This window comes from Sneathiella glossodoripedis JCM 23214 (genome assembly GCF_000616095.1).
GTDB classification, from domain to species: Bacteria; Pseudomonadota; Alphaproteobacteria; order Sneathiellales; family Sneathiellaceae; genus Sneathiella; species Sneathiella glossodoripedis.
Genome location: NZ_BAMS01000006.1, coordinates 22,341 through 38,282, shown reverse-complemented (window position 1 = coordinate 38,282; position 15,942 = coordinate 22,341). Strand labels below are relative to the sequence as shown.

Sequence of the window (15,942 nt, the reverse complement as noted above, 5' to 3'; positions counted from 1 at the left end):
TCTACTCCTTAACGGTGATAATAACTTTACCCGTTGATTTTCTGGAGAGCAGCGCTTTCATGGCATCAGCGCCTTTCTCGAGTGGGAAATGCATGGACACATGCGGTTTAATTTCCCCTTTTTCAACCATGTCCAGCATCGCTTTGAAGTTTGCCCGATTTTTCTCAGGTGTCCGTCTGGCAAATTCGCCCCAGAACACACCGATCACGGAGCACCCTTTGAGCAACGCCAGATTAGTCGGCAGTTCAGCGATCCGCCCGGATGCAAAACCGATAACCAGCAAGCGCCCTTCCCAATTGATGCAGCGCATGGATTGATCAAATGCATCGCCGCCAACAGGGTCATAGATCACATCGGCGCCCTTACCGCCAGTCAGTTCTTTAACCCGGTCCTTGATACTTTCAGTCGAATAATTGATGACATGATCAGCACCATATTGACGCACAATATCCATTTTTTCATCGGAACCAACCGTGCCAATGACAGTTGCCCCGAGCGCCTTGCCAAGTTCAACCGCGTTCAGTCCAACGCCGCCAGCGGCACCATGCACCAGCAGAACCTCCCCTTTTTTCAGGTTCCCGCGGTCAACAAGTGCGTGATATGTGGTGCCATATGTAACCGGAAATCCTGCGGCCTGATCAAATGGCATATTGTCGGGAATGACATATGTTCCATCCTCAGGAGCCAGAACATATTCCGCAAAGCCGCCATGTCCGTGATTGGCCATAACACGATCGCCAACCTTGATGTTGGTGACCCCCTCGCCTATTTCGGTCACGATACCGGCGCTTTCCATGCCTGGAGAGAAGGGAAATGGTGGTTTGAACTGATATTTTCCGGCAATCATCAAGGTATCTGGAAAGTTCAGACCAACTGAATGCACCTGAATTTTAACCATCCCTTTTTGAATTTCAGGTTCGGCAATATCCTCCATTACCAGAATATCGGGTGTGCCAAATTCTTTACAAACAAGAGCTTTCATTTTTCCCATTCCTTATTATTCCCGTTCTTGGGGTTATTTTATTTTGCGCTGCACACAAATTAATGCCGAACAGGACGTCCGGTCAAACATGTTCTTAAGAAACTTGCGCGCCAATGCGAATTTTACCAACTTCATATTCATTCCAGTTCTTGAGAACAGGCAACACAAAGCTATCCATTTCTTCATGCATTCGGCTACTCATCAGTCCCAGTTTTTCAAGAATGAACCCAAGCGCGACCTCAGCGCCACGTGTTGTGCCATCGACCGTTTTAAGCGCCACTCCATAGCCCAATGTCGGCAAGGCTGCCAGATAGACACCTTCGGCACCGACTTTTGCGATCACAGCGCCGTCTGCTGATCTGTTTAATGCGGTGCATAAGCGATCCGAGCCAGCTATCATTTCCGGATGAGCTGCAATCGCACTTTGAATTCTTTTGCAAGCTGCTCCGCGCTCAGCTGGCATTTTTTGCGGATCCGCAAAGCGTGCAATCGCCAGAGCTGCATTCAGAAGTGGCACACCGATAGTTGGAATGGAACAGCCATCTCTTCCTTTTGGGGCCCGGGAGAGATCCAGATCTGTGAAATCTTCCAGCACTTTCAGCAAACGTTGCTGGACCGGATGATCAAGATGAATATAGCCTTTGTGATGCTCCTTCAAATGGACAGAGGTTGTCAAAAACCCGGCATGTTTACCAGAGCAGTTATTGTGAGCAGCCGTTGGCTCTTCCCCCTTTGCCGCCAGTGCTCTTTCTGCGGGTTTGTAGGTTGGCCAATGTGCCCCGCATTCAAGATCGTCTATTCCAAGCCCTATTCTCGCAAGCCATTTCTTTACGGTTTCAGCATGCAGCTCTTCTCCCGTATGAGACGCGCAGGCCAGAGACAATTCCGCAGCTGACAGATTGAAAGCATCCGCCGCCCCGGTTTCAACAAGCGGCAATGCCTGAATGGGCTTGATGGCCGAGCGCAAATAGACAGGGCTTTCAACATCTCCCCATTTTTCCACAATTGCGCCGCTGAAATCAGTAATTACTGCGTGAACTAAGTGCCGGCTTTCAATCATATCGCCTCGCCAAACATCAACAGATAGCGGAGCCGCAGTAGAATTTTTTGCCGATTGAGTTATCATGGGGATTGTCCTGATTGAAAATGTTACGTAAAGCTCGGTGCAACATATCTGATTTACAAGGGTGGAGTGAACCTTTTTTATGACTAGTCGTGGTTACTTTGGGATCGGCATCGAAGGCGTAAGCAAGCCGATGAATGCTGGTAATTTGTTTCGAACAGCCCATGCATTTGGCGCCAGCTTTGTTTTTACAATCGGCGCCGAATATTCTGTCAGAAAAGCGCGATCAGACACCAGCGTTGCACCAAAGAACATTCCCTGGTACGATTTCGATAGCGTTGACGACCTGCGTCTTCCAAATCTGTGCAAACTTGTGGGCGTGGAGCTATTGGATGAAGCCGTAGATCTGCCGAGCTTTTTTCATCCCGTAAGTGCGGCTTATGTTTTAGGACGCGAGCGCGGCTCCCTCTCCCCCGAACTGCAAGCGAAATGCGACTACTTCATTAAAATACCGACCAGCTTTTGCCTGAACGTCGCCACCGCAGGCGCGGTTGTCATGTATGACAGGATTGTCACCCATGGCCGGTTCGCAAAACGCCCAACAAGCGAGCTGGGCAAAGCAATCGCGCTGCCTGATCACGTTCAGGGACCACCTAAAAACAGAACACTGAAAAAATCAGCGGGATCATAAGATTTTCACATTCTCCGCTATAGTAGATCTGAAACACTAGTGAACGAAAGCAAATGAACTGAAATGATGACAAAAATGACTTTTAAATCTGCCTTGGGAATCACGCTATTCAGCTCAATGCTCACAATTTCCGGCGCAGTAAATGCAGCCGGGCCAGACCCACGCTCCTTGGGAACTTTTAAGGACTGGAATGCATATACATGGGTCGAGGGCGGTCAGAAAGTGTGCTACATGCTATCGCGCCCCACCAAATCTCTGCCAACGAATGTGAGACGCGGAGACATTTATATGATGGTCACCTATCGGCCAAAATCACGCTCGAAAGAAGAAGTGAGCCACATAACCGGGTACACCTACAAAAACAAATCTGTGGTTGATGTCACTATCGACAAGCGCAAATTCAAACTGGCAACAGATAATGACGTCGCCTGGGTCCCCGAAGGTGAAAGTGACGCAAAATTGATCAAAGCAATGCGCGGTGGCTCAAGGATGATTGTTAAAGGCACATCCTCTCGTGGGACACTTACAACAGATACATATTCATTGCAGGGCTTTACAGCAGCTCACAAGCAGATTAGAAAAAGCTGCAGTTAAGCGCTGCAGCTAATTCAGCGCATTATGTAAGACCGCCGGCAAGTGGCAGGCGGAGATTTAATAGAAGTATATTTGACCCATGGAACATTTGATTCCCGATGTTGAGGCTGTCAATCGCCAGCCCGAACTTCTGGCTATTCGCAAGAGCCTGATCGGTATGGACCGCGCAGACATTGCAGCGGCACTCATTGAGGCTGGAACCCCTGAAAAACAGGCAAAAATGCGAGCACGGCAACTCTTTCACTGGCTGTATTATCGAGGCGCCAGCGACTTTGCGGACATGACGTCAATTTCGAAAGAAATGCGCGCAACATTGCCTGAAAACTTCACGGTCGAGCGGCCCGAAATTACAAGTTTGCAAAAGTCTGTTGATGGCACTCGCAAATGGTTGGTCAAATTCCCCGATGGGCAGGAAGTCGAATCAGTCCATATTCCAGAAGAAGACAGAGGTGCTCTTTGCGTCTCCAGTCAGGTTGGCTGCACACTGACTTGCAGCTTTTGTCACACGGGAACAATGAAGCTTGTTCGCAACCTCACCGCAGGAGAAATTATTGCGCAAATGCTTGTCGCCCGTGACACTATCAACGAGTGGCCAAGCCCAAAGGGCAATCGAATGATCTCAAACATTGTCATGATGGGAATGGGAGAGCCGCTCCTTAACTATGACAATGTCTCAAAAGCGCTCAAGATTATCATGGATGGAGAGGGCATTTCCCTATCCAAACGCAGAATTACCCTGTCCACATCCGGTGTCGTCCCAAAAATCTATCAGTGCGGCGAAGAGTTAGGTGTTAATCTGGCGATCTCCCTGCATGCGGTAAGTGATGATGTTCGCGACATTCTGGTCCCGATCAATAAAAGATATCCGATCAAGGAATTGCTCCAAGCCTGCAGAGATTATCCCGCAAGCAATAACGCCCGTCGCATCACATTTGAATATGTAATGCTTGACGGGATAAATGACAGCCCTGCCGACGCCCGTGAACTTGTAAGGCTGCTGAAAAATATTCCGGCTAAAGTTAATTTGATACCCTTCAACCCCTGGCCGGGCAGCAATTACAAGTGCAGCAGTAATAATGCGATCCACAGATTTGCGAAAATAGTCAACGATGCGGGCTATTCTTCCCCGGTTCGCGTTCCACGCGGGCAGGATATCATGGCAGCATGCGGTCAGTTAAAAACGGCGAGCACAAAGGAGCGTGCTTCCGCAAAACGGGCTGTGGCCGGCTAATTGTAATCTTCCGATACAGCTTGCCTGATTTCAGTAAACAGGACCTTGCAGGCAAGCATCTTTTCCCGTATTTTCGCGCTTCGGCTCACAGGGCATTGTTTTTCACTAAAGGTAAATTGCCATGTCTAAAGACATTAAAAAAGTCGTCCTCGCCTATTCAGGTGGTCTGGACACATCTGTAATTCTTAAGTGGCTTCAAACCACATATAATTGTGAGGTTGTCACCTTCACTGCAGACCTTGGACAGGGTGAAGAACTGGAGCCCGCCCGCAAGAAAGCTGAAATGTTGGGCATCAAGGAAATATTCATTGATGATCTACGAGAAGAGTTTGTCCGCGACTTCGTCTTCCCAATGTTTCGGGCAAACGCAGTTTACGAAGGACAGTATCTGCTCGGCACATCAATAGCACGTCCGCTCATCTCCAAACGTCAAATTGAAATTGCACGTGAAGTCGGGGCAGATGCAGTTGCCCATGGCGCTACCGGTAAAGGAAATGATCAGGTTCGCTTCGAACTGGGTTATTACGCATTGGATCCGGACATAAAGGTTATCGCACCTTGGCGCGAATGGGATTTGAACTCCCGCACGAAGCTCATTGACTTTGCCGAGAAAAACCAGATCCCGATCCCCAAAGATAAAAGAGGCGAAGCGCCTTTCTCTGTGGATGCAAACCTGCTTCACATTTCTGCAGAAGGCAAAGCCCTTGAAGATCCGTGGGATGAAGCTGGTGAATATGTTTATTCCAGAACAGTTGCACCGGAAGACGCACCTGACACGCCTACATATATCGAAATCGAGTATGAAAAAGGCGATCCTGTCGCCCTTGATGGGAAACGTTTGAGCCCTGCTGAAATGCTCACTGCACTAAACAAGGTTGCCGGTGAGAACGGAATTGGCAGACTTGATCTGGTAGAGGGACGTTTCGTCGGCATGAAATCACGGGGTATATACGAAACACCCGGCGGTACAATTATGCTCGAAGCTCATCGGGGGATTGAACAGATTACCCTGGATCGGGGTGCCATGCACCTGAAAGATGAGATTATGCCTCGCTACGCAGAGCTGATTTACAATGGCCTGTGGTTTTCTCCGGAACGTGAAATGCTGCAGGCATTGATCGACAAAAGTCAGGAGAAAGTATCAGGCGTTGTAAGGCTTAAGCTTTACAAAGGGCGTGCAAGTGTAGTTGGGCGCAAGAGTAAATTCTCGCTATATTCCATGGAACATGTCACCTTCGAAGAAGATACGGTTTACGACCAGCGCGATGCAGAAGGCTTTATAAAGCTGAATGCCTTAAGGCTCAGACTTCTTCATCGCCAAAAGAGTTAATCAAACGCTCAGCAAATAAAAAACGCCGTATTCTGCAGATACGGCGTTTTTTATTTTTTTATTCTCTATCTGTATTCTGCGGATCTTCTTCAAAATCCTGCACATCCTCGACATAGGGGACATGTCGATCCTTTATAAACAACGCACCTGCAAAAGCGGCGCCCAGCAAGCCACCAATCACCATGATTGTTGATACTTGCGGGATCCAGCTTAAGTCCCAGTGCAATCCCAGCACACCAACCAGCAAAAGCAGTGCCGCGCCGGGAAGCGCCAGCAGGACCACACCAAAAACAACACCGGTAAGCGCCCCAACAATTACAGCTTTGGCAAATGCAGCATATGTACGCGTTGTGGCCTGCATCGGTAAAATCAAATATCCTCAGGCAGTTGAATATTATGTGCACGGCACGCAGCCGTCACCGTGTTTACCAATAGAAAGGCAATTGTCATTGGCCCAACTCCACCCGGAACCGGAGTTACCCCCTCAGCGATTGCAATGGCCTCTTCAAAATTGACATCGCCAACCAAACGCGTTTTACCGCCATCTACATTAACCCTGTTGATCCCAACATCGATCACAGTTGCGCCTGGCTTGATCCAATCACCGCGGATCATTTCCGGACGGCCAACAGCGGCCACAAGAATATCAGCCCTTTTACAGACTTCAGGCAAATCTTTTGTACGTGAGTGTGCAATTGTTACTGTACAGCTTTCTGCCAGAAGCAGGCTGGCCATCGGCTTGCCAACGATGTTTGACCTGCCAACAACTACTGCATTAAGGCCAGATAAATCGCCCAATCGCTCTTTGAGCAACGTAATGCAGCCAAGTGGTGTACAGGGCATCATGGCATCCAGTCCAACAGCCTGCCGGCCTGTATTTATGACATGAAAGCCATCCACATCCTTAGCCGGATCAATAGCGTTAATTACGGCTGTTTCATCAACTTGAGGAGGAAGAGGCAATTGCACCAGAATGCCGTGGATCGAACTGTCTTCATTTAATTTTCGAACGACTTCCAGCACCTCTTCCTGCGACGCGGACGCTTCCAGCCTGATTTCCTCAGACTTCATTCCGGCTTTCAAAGTTGCTGTATTCTTGTTGCGCACATAGACTTGGCTGGCCGGATCTTCTCCTACCAGCACCACGGCGAGCCCTGGTTTCAATTTATGCTCAGATTGTAAATAGTCGACTTGGCGTGCAACCCGCTCTCTAACGCTTTCAGCAAATTGCTTGCCGTCAATCTTTTGTCCAGCCATTCCAGTTATACCCTTAATGTATTTGCTGTACTTTCGTCGCAAATTAAAACTTCAATTGCGACGCAATTCCTAGATGAGATATTCCCACATCAAATTTCTGACAAAATACAAAAGCAGGATTAAAATGATTGGCGTCACGTCCAACCCGCCGATTGATGGGATTACCTGCCTTAACGGGCGCAACACTGGCTCTGTAATTTTATACAAAAACTGACTGACGGCAGAGACAAACTGATTGCTCATATTGACAACATTAAATGCGATCAGCCAGCTGAGAATTGCGCTGGCGATTAAGAGCCAGACATAAATTTCAATAACAGTGCTTAAGAGTGTGACAACAGAATGCATGCTTTTTCCCGCTCTGATTTCGATTGTCACTACATTTAGTCATGTCTGGCACAATGAGCAAGTTTATCCTTTACAGTGATGTTCTTAACGGATCATTGGGTAAGAAGTTGCCTCAAGAGATTGACGTGTCAGTTCGAACAGTATGTACCGAATTTCATCGATATCACTCAGTTCTTTATTCTGGTCTTCCGAAAAAGTCAGATTGGTTGGCGGAAACTCGGCAATACGTTCAAAATTTACTCCAATTTGTGCCGGCCCGATCAGCATTCGGCCTCGACCAATTTGTACATTGGAAAACTGAAACGCTTTCGTTTCTGCTTGATTTTTGGTTTCAATGAGTTCCTTAAGCTGCGTATTGAGAAGCTTTACTCGCCATCCGGACCCAATAATATTTACTTCGGCATCCCCCTCAGCAACAGCAAATTCCTTTATTTTTAGTGGCCCCCAATATGAACTGAAGGGTACGTATCTCAACTCCACATTTTCGAGATAAATGAGTGGCTTATAACTCTCATCCTGATCGCTGATCAATATACTCCCAATACTCCCGCCCCCTCCAAAAACGTCGAACTGAGCATTGATAAGTTCCACACGCATCCCAGCCGCAGCACGCCATTTTCCTTCAAATTTCCCCGCAATTTCTTTCATATGTAAGTAATGAAATATTACAGCGCTTACAATGACGACAAAAGCTGCAGACAATGCAATCAAACCTTTATGGGATTTGATAAATTCCTTCATGATTATGCTCCTGACTTGATACTAACAACGAAAACATAATCATAGATTGCTATAAATTATTTTATTGCAACTATAAATTGCTTTTAATTTTGTCTCCAACAACAAAGACAAAACAAGCAATTGCCACACCCGCAGTGTTTGCCAACATATCCAGATATTCAAACCCTCTACCGGTTAAGGGCTGTAAAAATTCAATCAGAACCCCAAAGAATATGGACACCATCACGAAAACCAAACCCTGCGAGATATTCTTGGCAGCGGATAATCCAAGGAATGCAATCACTGAATATGCACCCAAATGCAAAAGCTTGTCGTTTAACTGGGGTAAATCTGTGGGAATTTTGTCGATAGGGTAAAGCGATCCAATGCAGACAACGGACATGGAGATCACCCATAGGCAAAATGCTATTGGTCGGAAACTGTTCAGATTCATTTTAAACTCTTACCGCTTGGATGGCTTAGATTTTATTTCTTCTGTCTCACCTGAAATTTTAACAATTTTCATCTGTTTTGACGATAAACATATATAACTGTGTGAATAGTAAGTTTTCATTCACACAAAGATGCAATTAATATCGTCTAACGATATTACTCAATGGTTCGCTTTTGGGGGAAAGCCTAGGAAATGAGCAGCTCAAACGCAGCACAGCATGACACGCCTACATATAAAGGCCGCACCAGCTTCCCATTGTCGTCCTATGTCCTTTCAGGTCTGTTCAGTTTCATTGATACAATCCTGATCGCCATCGCAGGTCTTGTGGCCTATAGCTGCATTCTCGGAAATCCCTTTTACATTCGAGAGATATACCTCTTTGCGATCTTTTTCATCTTCAGCTCTTATTTCTTTGTAGGGCGTTACGCAGGCATTTACGAATTTTCTGCCATCATGACGCCATTGCAAACAATATCGCGAATTGGCGGAACCTGTGCGATTACTTTTCTTTTGTTACTCGCACTTGCATTTTCACTGAATATCTCTGGTGAATTTTCCCGCTTCTGGATATATAGCTTCTTTGGATTTTCATTTCTGTATCTGGCTCTGGCACGAATTGGCGGTTACTGGCTTTTAAGAATGCTGGCGGCAAAAGACATCATCTGTCGGCGCATTGTCATTGTCGGTGCGGGACCACAAGCCACACATTTGATTAAAGAGCTTAACGAAGGTCAAAAATATCCACTTAATCGCATACTCGGTGTATTTGATGACCGGGCTTCGCGCATTGAAATTGATTTAAGAGGCATACCCCTTCTTGGAAACATTGAAGCACTTAAAACATACTGCCGCAAACAGCAGGTTGATGACATAATCGTTGCCTTGCCATGGCACGCTGATGAAAGACAGGTTTCAATCGTCAGTCAATTGCGCGAGTTGCCCGCTCATGTTCATCTGGCTTCTGATCTGGTTGGATTTCGATATCCCAACAAACCTTCCCCGCGACATTTTGGTACTCTCCCCATGATTGAGGTCGTGGACTCCCCTTTGTCTGGTTGGGGCGTGCTTCTAAAGTGGCTTGAAGATAAAATTCTGAGCTTCCTTCTGCTGTTGATGTTCTCCCCCGTTTTTCTGTGTTTAGCCATCGCCATAAGGTTGGAGAGTAAGGGGCCTGTGCTTTTTAAACAAAAGCGCTTTGGTTACAACAATCAGGAATTTGAAATTTACAAATTCAGATCAATGTATCACGACAGCGTTCCGACAATAACGACAAAGCAAGCCACCAAGGATGATCCCAGAATAACAAAGGTGGGAAAATTCATACGCCGGACAAGCCTTGATGAGCTCCCCCAACTTCTAAATGTGTTTTTCGGATCTATGTCACTGGTGGGTCCCCGGCCACATGCGGTTGATCATAATGAAGAATATTCAGAATTGATTGAAGGATATTTTGGACGTCACCGGGTGAAGCCAGGCATTACAGGATGGGCACAGGTGAACGGGTTGCGAGGAGAAACAGACACGTTGAAAAAAATGGAGGCCAGAGTTCAACATGACATGTATTATTGTGAAAACTGGTCACTGCTATTTGATATGCAGATCCTAATAAAAACACTTTTTGTTGGTTTTATTAATAAAAACGCATATTAAGGCACTCAAAATGCACAGTTTATTTACGTTTCTATGGTTAAGTTTTGCAAAACTGAACACTCGAAAACGCCAAACTTCACTGTATTCACAGCTAACCGTCTTTGACTTAAACGAACCTGCCCCTTTTTGGGGCCATCACTAACACCTAACAATCGAATTATTGCGAATACAAAATGACAACTGATTATTACAACACTGAGGAAGAAGAAAATACCTTTGACCTGTCGCAGATTATTTCGATTGCAAAACGGCGGTTCCTTTTTTTTCTTATTCCAGCGGTCATAGGATCCATTATTTCCTTTTTCGTGGTCTATTCACTTCCTCAAAGGTACGAATCTTTGGGAACCGTTCTTGTTGAATCTCAACAGATCCCGGTCGAACTGGTTCAGTCAACAGTAACTTCCGATCCCAATCAACGGATCACAATTATCCAACAACGGGTCTTAACCCGTTCAAATCTACTCAAAGTCATAGATAAGTATGACGTTTTTCCTCAAGAGCGCAGATCTCTGTCTGTCTCCAAACTCATTGAGGAAATGCAAAAGCTGATAAAAATTGAAACAATTCAGTCTAATCAGAGAAGCCGGAACTCTGTAACAATTGCTTTCAAGGTCGGTTTCCAACACGAAAACCCGCAAATAGCTGCGAAAGTTGCAAATGAGCTGACAACACTTTTTTTAAATGAAAATGTAAAAACAAGAACCGAGCGTGCTTCTGAAACTACGCAATTTCTGGAACAGGAAGCAGAAAAACTACGCAAGGCGCTTGTCGCTGCCGAGAACGCCATTTCCGAATATAAAAGAGAAAATAACGAAAGCTTGCCGGAGCATCTGGATATACGCCTGGGTACACTTGAAAGGATTCAGTCAGAGATCAAGGCTTCCCAGCAACAACTGGATTCTCTGAGAGATGAAAGAAAATATCTGGAACTTGAACTGAGCGCCGCTAAAAGCGGAACATTGAACAAGTCGGGGAATATTGAAACAGTTGGAAATACAACCGAATTGGAACTCAAAAAAGCTGAAGACCAACTCACACAAGCATTAACCCAGCTCACTGAAAAGCACCCGACAATTAAAGCTCTTAAGCGTAAAGTTGCCGCGCTTGAAGAAAAGTTGGATGAGGAACTGGCCGCAAGTGCCGAAGATGGCATAGAAACAGAGAGCTCAAACCCTGCCAATCCTGCAATTGCTCAACTCGTAAAAAGAATCCAGATTAGGCTTGATTCAAATGCCAAAGCGACTCAGGACACGATCAACCAGCTTAATGAACTCAAACAGAAAGCCATCGATACCGAAGCGCTCATTTTAAAAACCCCTGAAGTCGAACGTGGCCTGTTGGTACTGGTTCGCACTCATCGGGAAATTCACGCAAAATACCAGGAACTGGAAGCCAAGCAAGGGAAAGCACGGCTGGCGCAAAATCTTGAAGAAGAGAAAAAAGCGGAACGGTTTTTGCTGATAGAACCGCCCATTGCACCCACAGAACCTGTGTGGCCAAACCGACCTAAATTCCTTGGGATTGGTGTATTTCTAGCATTCGCGACTGGAATTGGCACCGCTGTTCTGATGGAGTTGGTTGACAAACGCGTTCGCTCATCGCGCGAGCTGGAGGCCTTGCTCAAACATCCACCACTGGTCGCTATTCCGTTCATCAAAACCCAACGGGATATTCAAAAGAAACGCTACAAATTGGGTGCTTTTTTATTAGCCCCTACCTTTGTAGGTGCCATCGGTATCTTACTCATTCACATGTATTACAAACCATTGGACATCCTGTTTTACCGTGCTTGGGCAGCGTTAGAGCGCATGAACGCTCTGCCTTTTTAGGAGACACTAATGGAACGCATCAAAGACGCCATATCCAAAGCGCGACAATCTCAGACCCAATCAGGCCTGAACAAATCACTTTCACCCTCAAGGCCCCGTCGCCCCGCACCGGATGTGGAAAGTGAAAAAATCGCATATAGCGAAACGACGGTCACCGAACTGGATACCAAACAACTGTCAAGCAACCGCATCATAACCTTTGATAGCGAAGATCCGGATTCTGTAGCATTTGATGTTCTGAGAACCCAGGTTTTGGCAAAAATGGATGAGAATGGCTGGAATACTCTTGCGATTACAAGTCCTTCGCCCGAATGCGGGAAAACAGTAGTCGCGCTAAATCTCGCACTCAGCATCGCCAAACAAACGGACAAAACTGCCCTTGCTGTCGATTTTGATCTAAAGCGTCCAAGAATTGCTGACTATCTTGGGCTTAAGCCGAAAGCGAGCCTGTTTGATTATCTTGAACATGATCTGGAAGTCAAAGACATACTCATCAATCCAGGCTTTCCCCGGCTGGTCGTCCTTCCAAATACTGTACCAGTTAAAAATTCTGCGGAGACACTCACTTCTCGTCGAGTTAAATCTTTAGTGCATGACTTAAAGTCACGATATGAAAGCCGCATCGTCATATATGACCTGCCACCACTTATGGCGGGAGATGACGCAATCGCTTTTATGCCGCAAGTTGATTGTGTTCTTCTTGTTGTAGCAAGCGGAGAGACAAAACCAATTGAAGTGAAAGAGGCTAGACGGCAGATCCAATCCACAAATCTGCTGGGCGTCGTCCTAAATAAATCCTCAGAACGTCAGACACATTACTACTAACGTTCATTTTACTTCATAATGTTTTTAAAAGCTTATATTCTTGTAGATTGAATACCACAGGGCGTACCCGCGCATGAGGGGGAAATTTAAGTGACACAAATGACAAATCTATCAACATCAGGTTTGGAGTGGCCAAAGCTTCTGCTCCCACTTACTATTTTACTCGTCCTGGCATTCTACATGCCTGATGCGCATCTGCTGTGGGATGCCTGGATGGAACAAGAAGAGTTCAGTCATGGGCCATTGATGCTGGCTGTCTCAATATATCTGTTGTGGGCACGCCGTGAACTCTTGTCACGCCCGAGTGAAAATGGGCGGTATGCGGGCGTAGCACTTGCATTAATCTCCATTGCAGCATATGCGCTTGCGATCAAGTCAGGCGTTCAGAATTTAAGACATCTAAGCACTTTTTCCCTTATATTTGCCCTGTTCCTTACATTTGGTGGATGGACCTATGCCCGATATGTTTTCCCATCCATCATTCTACTACCCTTTGTTGTTCCTCCTCCCAGCTTCCTGAATTCCAACTTATCCTATGGGCTGCAGCTTTTCTCATCAGATGTAAGTGTGTTTTGGCTTCGCTCGATCGGAATTACAGTATTTCAGGATGGTAACATTATTGATCTTGGAAAAATGAAACTGGAAGTCGCAGAAGCCTGTAGTGGTCTTCGATACCTCTATCCAATGATCGGACTGGGTGCACTTTCGGGCATGTTATTCGATATCCATCTTTGGAAACGCGGCTTGTTCCTTGTACTGGCGGCGGCCGTTTCCATTATTATGAATAGCGTCCGCATATTCCTGACAGGAGCCTTCGTCGAATTTACCGATATGGGCGTATCTGAGGGCTTTTTCCATTTATTCGAAGGCTGGGTGTTCTTCCTCATTTCCTTTGCATTAACTTTAGGCGTCTGTTGGTTGACGCTGACGAAAGCTGAAAAGAAAACAATTGGTAACGGCGTCTTGAGAATAGAGGCGAGTGATAATTCTTCCGAGATGACGATCAACACACCGCCTGTAATTGCAGTTATTGCCTTGTGTATCGCACTTGGGCCTCTGTCATTCTTTCTTCGCTCAATTGATCCCGTCATTCCAGAGAGAGCAACGTTTGCAAGTTTTCCGCTTAAAATTAATGGCATGATCGCAGAAGAGGACCAGATTCCGGGAATTGAGCAAGAAATTTTGCAAATGAGCGATTATTTTCTTGGGCATTACAGGGAAGAAGATCTCGCTCCAATTTCACTATTTATCGGATATTACGAACAGCAATCTGCGGGACAGACACCCCATTCTCCGAGAGTCTGTATCCCGTCAGGTGGCTGGAAAATTACAGACCTGACAACCATCGAACTTAACAATCAGGGGACCCCCGTTCCTGTAAATAGAGTTATGATTGGCAAAGGTGAACAAAGACTACTGGTCTATTACTGGTTCCAGCAACGCGGTAAATATATAGCCAATGAATACATGGCAAAGTTCAACTTGCTTGTTGGAGGGCTCGTCTCAAATCGCACTGACGGCGCACTCGTCCGTTTGACAATGCCCGTCACAACCGAGATGTCAGAAGTTGTTGCTGATCAACGTTTGAGCGAATTTGCAACTGAGCTTTTTGAAGTGTTGCCGCGTTATGTTCCTTCCGAATAGGATCACTGTTCGGTCATTGCTTTTCTAAAGCTCGCGATTATCGGTTTCATGATATATTCCAGCGCCGTGCGCTCGCCTGTGGAAATCATGATATCCGCTTGCATTCCGGGCCGGAGCTGCTCTGAAGTAAGATTGGCACTTTTTAAATCTTCGATCTGCACTTGAGCTTGATAATAGGACTCGCCTGTCCTTTCATTGACAAGACTGTCCGCTGAAACATTTGTCACAATACCATCTGCAGGGGAGACTTCCCGTTGACTGAAAGCCGGAAATGTAATTCGAGCCTTGGCCCCGATTTTGACGACATCGATGTCACTTGGATTCACCTGCGCCTGAACGATTAATGACTGATCTACAGGTACAATCTCCAGCAAAGGCTCACCGCTGGCAATCACGGCTCCTACAGTATGAACCGCCAGGTTGACGACAACGCCATCAGTCGGCGCCACAATTTCGGTCCGATTTAAAATATCTTTTGAAGAACGTTCCTGTTCCTGTAGATCGAAAATCTGAGCCTGAACGATTTTCAAGTTTTCCACCACTTCATTGATGGTGCTGTTATTCAGTTCCGATATCTGTAATTCTATCTCACCTATAGCCTGACGCGATTGGGCGATCTTTGCGATATTTTGACTCTTTGCGCCAAGCAGTTCTGCAGCAGTTCTTTGAAGAGATCTTAAACGGGTCATTTTCGCCAGCTTTTTCTCAACGAGTGACTGAACATCCTTCAGTTCAAGGTTAATCAGTTTAATCTGCTGATCCAGAGACCTGATTTGACTTTGCAGCCCTTTGATTTCTTCATTCAACTGAGCAATTTTCTGATTCAGGATCGTGATCTGACCTAGCCTGGCAAGCTTACGGGCCTCAAAAATATTTCTCTGACCTTCCATTGCTTTACTTACGATCGGATCTTCTTGTCGCTCCGTCAGCCAATCTGAAAACTCTATCTGCTCTGCACCGGATTGTTCGGCTTCCAACCTGGCCTTTTCCGCAAGCGCAACGGCTTTACGACCAAAAATAAGCTGAAGTGACGCCTTTGCCTGTGTCTGATCGAGCAAGAACAAAGGCTGCCCCTGCTCCACCCGATCACCGTCTTTAACCAAAATTCTGGATACGATACCGCCTTCAAAATGCTGAACTGTTTTCCGGCTTCCCTCTACGCTTACAACGCCAGTAGCGATCGCGGCACTACCAAGTGGCGCATAAGCTGCCCACCCACCAAGACCGCCAAAAAATAACGCAATTATGATCAAACCAACCCAAACCGGTTTGGCGATTCCCATATTTGACATGCTTTCACTTGTTGAAGTCATGTTCTGCTCCA

Annotated in this window: 16 protein-coding genes; 8 read left to right on the top strand and 8 right to left on the bottom strand. The window is 46.2% G+C overall.

Going from position 1 to position 15,942, the window contains the following annotated elements:
* Nucleotide 1: 1 nt before the first annotated feature.
* Both JCM23214_RS16740 and JCM23214_RS16735 read right to left on the bottom strand, forming a co-directional pair.
* On the bottom strand, nt 2-982 hold the full coding sequence (locus JCM23214_RS16740; protein WP_025899949.1) for an NADPH:quinone oxidoreductase family protein: 981 nt from the start codon (nt 980-982) through the stop codon (nt 2-4).
* 94 nt (nt 983-1,076) lie between these two features.
* Nucleotides 1,077-2,108, bottom strand: coding sequence for an asparaginase (locus JCM23214_RS16735; protein ID WP_025899948.1), 1,032 nt, complete (start codon nt 2,106-2,108; stop codon nt 1,077-1,079).
* Nucleotides 2,109-2,187: 79 nt separating this feature from the next.
* On the opposite strand from JCM23214_RS16735, the gene JCM23214_RS16730 reads away from it, so the two are divergent.
* The 4 genes from JCM23214_RS16730 to JCM23214_RS16715 all read left to right on the top strand — a co-directional run bounded on the left by JCM23214_RS16730 (nt 2,188) and on the right by JCM23214_RS16715 (nt 5,891).
* Nucleotides 2,188-2,736, top strand: a complete 549-nt coding sequence (locus tag JCM23214_RS16730) for an RNA methyltransferase (RefSeq protein WP_025899947.1) — start codon at nt 2,188-2,190, stop codon at nt 2,734-2,736.
* A gap of 75 nt (nt 2,737-2,811) precedes the next feature.
* Nucleotides 2,812-3,330: an invasion associated locus B family protein gene (locus JCM23214_RS16725; RefSeq protein ID WP_199899689.1), complete on the top strand. Its 519-nt coding sequence runs from the start codon at nt 2,812-2,814 to the stop codon at nt 3,328-3,330.
* 79 nt (nt 3,331-3,409) lie between these two features.
* Entirely contained in the window at nt 3,410-4,561 is a 1,152-nt protein-coding gene (gene rlmN, locus JCM23214_RS16720) for a dual-specificity RNA methyltransferase RlmN (RefSeq protein WP_025899945.1), read from the top strand.
* 121 nt (nt 4,562-4,682) lie between these two features.
* Nucleotides 4,683-5,891, top strand: a complete 1,209-nt coding sequence (locus JCM23214_RS16715; protein WP_025899944.1) for an argininosuccinate synthase — start codon at nt 4,683-4,685, stop codon at nt 5,889-5,891.
* 58 nt (nt 5,892-5,949) lie between these two features.
* Here JCM23214_RS16715 and JCM23214_RS16710 read toward each other — a convergent pair whose 3' ends face one another.
* The 5 genes from JCM23214_RS16710 to JCM23214_RS21490 form a co-directional block, all read right to left on the bottom strand.
* Nucleotides 5,950-6,252: a hypothetical protein gene (locus tag JCM23214_RS16710; protein ID WP_025899943.1), complete on the bottom strand. Its 303-nt coding sequence runs from the start codon at nt 6,250-6,252 to the stop codon at nt 5,950-5,952.
* Between the two features lie 8 nt (nt 6,253-6,260).
* Entirely contained in the window at nt 6,261-7,148 is an 888-nt protein-coding gene (gene folD / locus JCM23214_RS16705; RefSeq protein ID WP_025899942.1) for a bifunctional methylenetetrahydrofolate dehydrogenase/methenyltetrahydrofolate cyclohydrolase FolD, read from the bottom strand.
* A gap of 69 nt (nt 7,149-7,217) precedes the next feature.
* The gene (locus JCM23214_RS16700) at nt 7,218-7,496 is read right to left on the bottom strand and encodes a YggT family protein (RefSeq protein ID WP_025899941.1); all 279 of its coding nucleotides are present in this window, start codon (nt 7,494-7,496) and stop codon (nt 7,218-7,220) included.
* Between the two features lie 84 nt (nt 7,497-7,580).
* Nucleotides 7,581-8,237 carry a hypothetical protein gene (locus tag JCM23214_RS16695; RefSeq protein ID WP_025899940.1) on the bottom strand — a complete coding sequence of 219 codons (657 nt, stop codon included), beginning with the start codon at nt 8,235-8,237 and terminating at the stop codon, nt 7,581-7,583.
* A 70-nt stretch (nt 8,238-8,307) separates the two neighbouring features.
* Nucleotides 8,308-8,670 (bottom strand): VanZ family protein, encoded by a 363-nt coding sequence (locus JCM23214_RS21490; RefSeq protein ID WP_148301924.1) that lies wholly within the window; start codon nt 8,668-8,670, stop codon nt 8,308-8,310.
* Between the two features lie 192 nt (nt 8,671-8,862).
* Here JCM23214_RS21490 and JCM23214_RS16685 point away from each other — a divergent pair, with 192 nt between their 5' ends.
* From JCM23214_RS16685 to xrtD, 4 genes are all read left to right on the top strand, one after another.
* Nucleotides 8,863-10,320 carry an undecaprenyl-phosphate glucose phosphotransferase gene (locus JCM23214_RS16685; protein ID WP_025899938.1) on the top strand — a complete coding sequence of 486 codons (1,458 nt, stop codon included), beginning with the start codon at nt 8,863-8,865 and terminating at the stop codon, nt 10,318-10,320.
* 173 nt (nt 10,321-10,493) lie between these two features.
* On the top strand, nt 10,494-12,149 hold the full coding sequence (locus JCM23214_RS16680; RefSeq protein WP_025899937.1) for a hypothetical protein: 1,656 nt from the start codon (nt 10,494-10,496) through the stop codon (nt 12,147-12,149).
* A gap of 9 nt (nt 12,150-12,158) precedes the next feature.
* Complete coding sequence (locus tag JCM23214_RS16675) at nt 12,159-12,974, top strand: CpsD/CapB family tyrosine-protein kinase (RefSeq protein WP_025899936.1); 816 nt, start codon at nt 12,159-12,161, stop codon at nt 12,972-12,974.
* A 99-nt stretch (nt 12,975-13,073) separates the two neighbouring features.
* Nucleotides 13,074-14,618: a VPLPA-CTERM-specific exosortase XrtD gene (xrtD, locus tag JCM23214_RS16670; RefSeq protein WP_025899935.1), complete on the top strand. Its 1,545-nt coding sequence runs from the start codon at nt 13,074-13,076 to the stop codon at nt 14,616-14,618.
* Between the two features lie 2 nt (nt 14,619-14,620).
* On the opposite strand, the gene JCM23214_RS16665 is transcribed toward xrtD, so the two are convergent.
* Nucleotides 14,621-15,931: an HlyD family type I secretion periplasmic adaptor subunit gene (locus JCM23214_RS16665; protein WP_037493891.1), complete on the bottom strand. Its 1,311-nt coding sequence runs from the start codon at nt 15,929-15,931 to the stop codon at nt 14,621-14,623.
* Nucleotides 15,932-15,942: the final 11 nt, after the last annotated feature.

Excerpts from the sequence above, each read along its gene's own strand:
- rlmN (WP_025899945.1), top strand. The coding sequence starts at position 3,410 with ATGGAACATTTGATTCCCGATGTTGAGGCTGTCAATCGCCAGCCCGAA.
- JCM23214_RS16665 (WP_037493891.1), bottom strand. The coding sequence starts at position 15,931 with ATGACTTCAACAAGTGAAAGCATGTCAAATATGGGAATCGCCAAACCG.
- JCM23214_RS16695 (WP_025899940.1), bottom strand. The coding sequence starts at position 8,237 with ATGAAGGAATTTATCAAATCCCATAAAGGTTTGATTGCATTGTCTGCA.
- JCM23214_RS16715 (WP_025899944.1), top strand. The coding sequence starts at position 4,683 with ATGTCTAAAGACATTAAAAAAGTCGTCCTCGCCTATTCAGGTGGTCTG.
- xrtD (WP_025899935.1), top strand. The coding sequence starts at position 13,074 with ATGACAAATCTATCAACATCAGGTTTGGAGTGGCCAAAGCTTCTGCTC.
- JCM23214_RS16725 (WP_199899689.1), top strand. The coding sequence starts at position 2,812 with ATGACTTTTAAATCTGCCTTGGGAATCACGCTATTCAGCTCAATGCTC.
- JCM23214_RS16675 (WP_025899936.1), top strand. The coding sequence starts at position 12,159 with ATGGAACGCATCAAAGACGCCATATCCAAAGCGCGACAATCTCAGACC.
- folD (WP_025899942.1), bottom strand. The coding sequence starts at position 7,148 with ATGGCTGGACAAAAGATTGACGGCAAGCAATTTGCTGAAAGCGTTAGA.
- JCM23214_RS16685 (WP_025899938.1), top strand. The coding sequence starts at position 8,863 with ATGAGCAGCTCAAACGCAGCACAGCATGACACGCCTACATATAAAGGC.
- JCM23214_RS16710 (WP_025899943.1), bottom strand. The coding sequence starts at position 6,252 with ATGCAGGCCACAACGCGTACATATGCTGCATTTGCCAAAGCTGTAATT.
- JCM23214_RS16700 (WP_025899941.1), bottom strand. The coding sequence starts at position 7,496 with ATGCATTCTGTTGTCACACTCTTAAGCACTGTTATTGAAATTTATGTC.
- JCM23214_RS16730 (WP_025899947.1), top strand. The coding sequence starts at position 2,188 with ATGACTAGTCGTGGTTACTTTGGGATCGGCATCGAAGGCGTAAGCAAG.
- JCM23214_RS21490 (WP_148301924.1), bottom strand. The coding sequence starts at position 8,670 with ATGAATCTGAACAGTTTCCGACCAATAGCATTTTGCCTATGGGTGATC.
- JCM23214_RS16735 (WP_025899948.1), bottom strand. The coding sequence starts at position 2,108 with ATGATAACTCAATCGGCAAAAAATTCTACTGCGGCTCCGCTATCTGTT.
- JCM23214_RS16680 (WP_025899937.1), top strand. The coding sequence starts at position 10,494 with ATGACAACTGATTATTACAACACTGAGGAAGAAGAAAATACCTTTGAC.
- JCM23214_RS16740 (WP_025899949.1), bottom strand. The coding sequence starts at position 982 with ATGAAAGCTCTTGTTTGTAAAGAATTTGGCACACCCGATATTCTGGTA.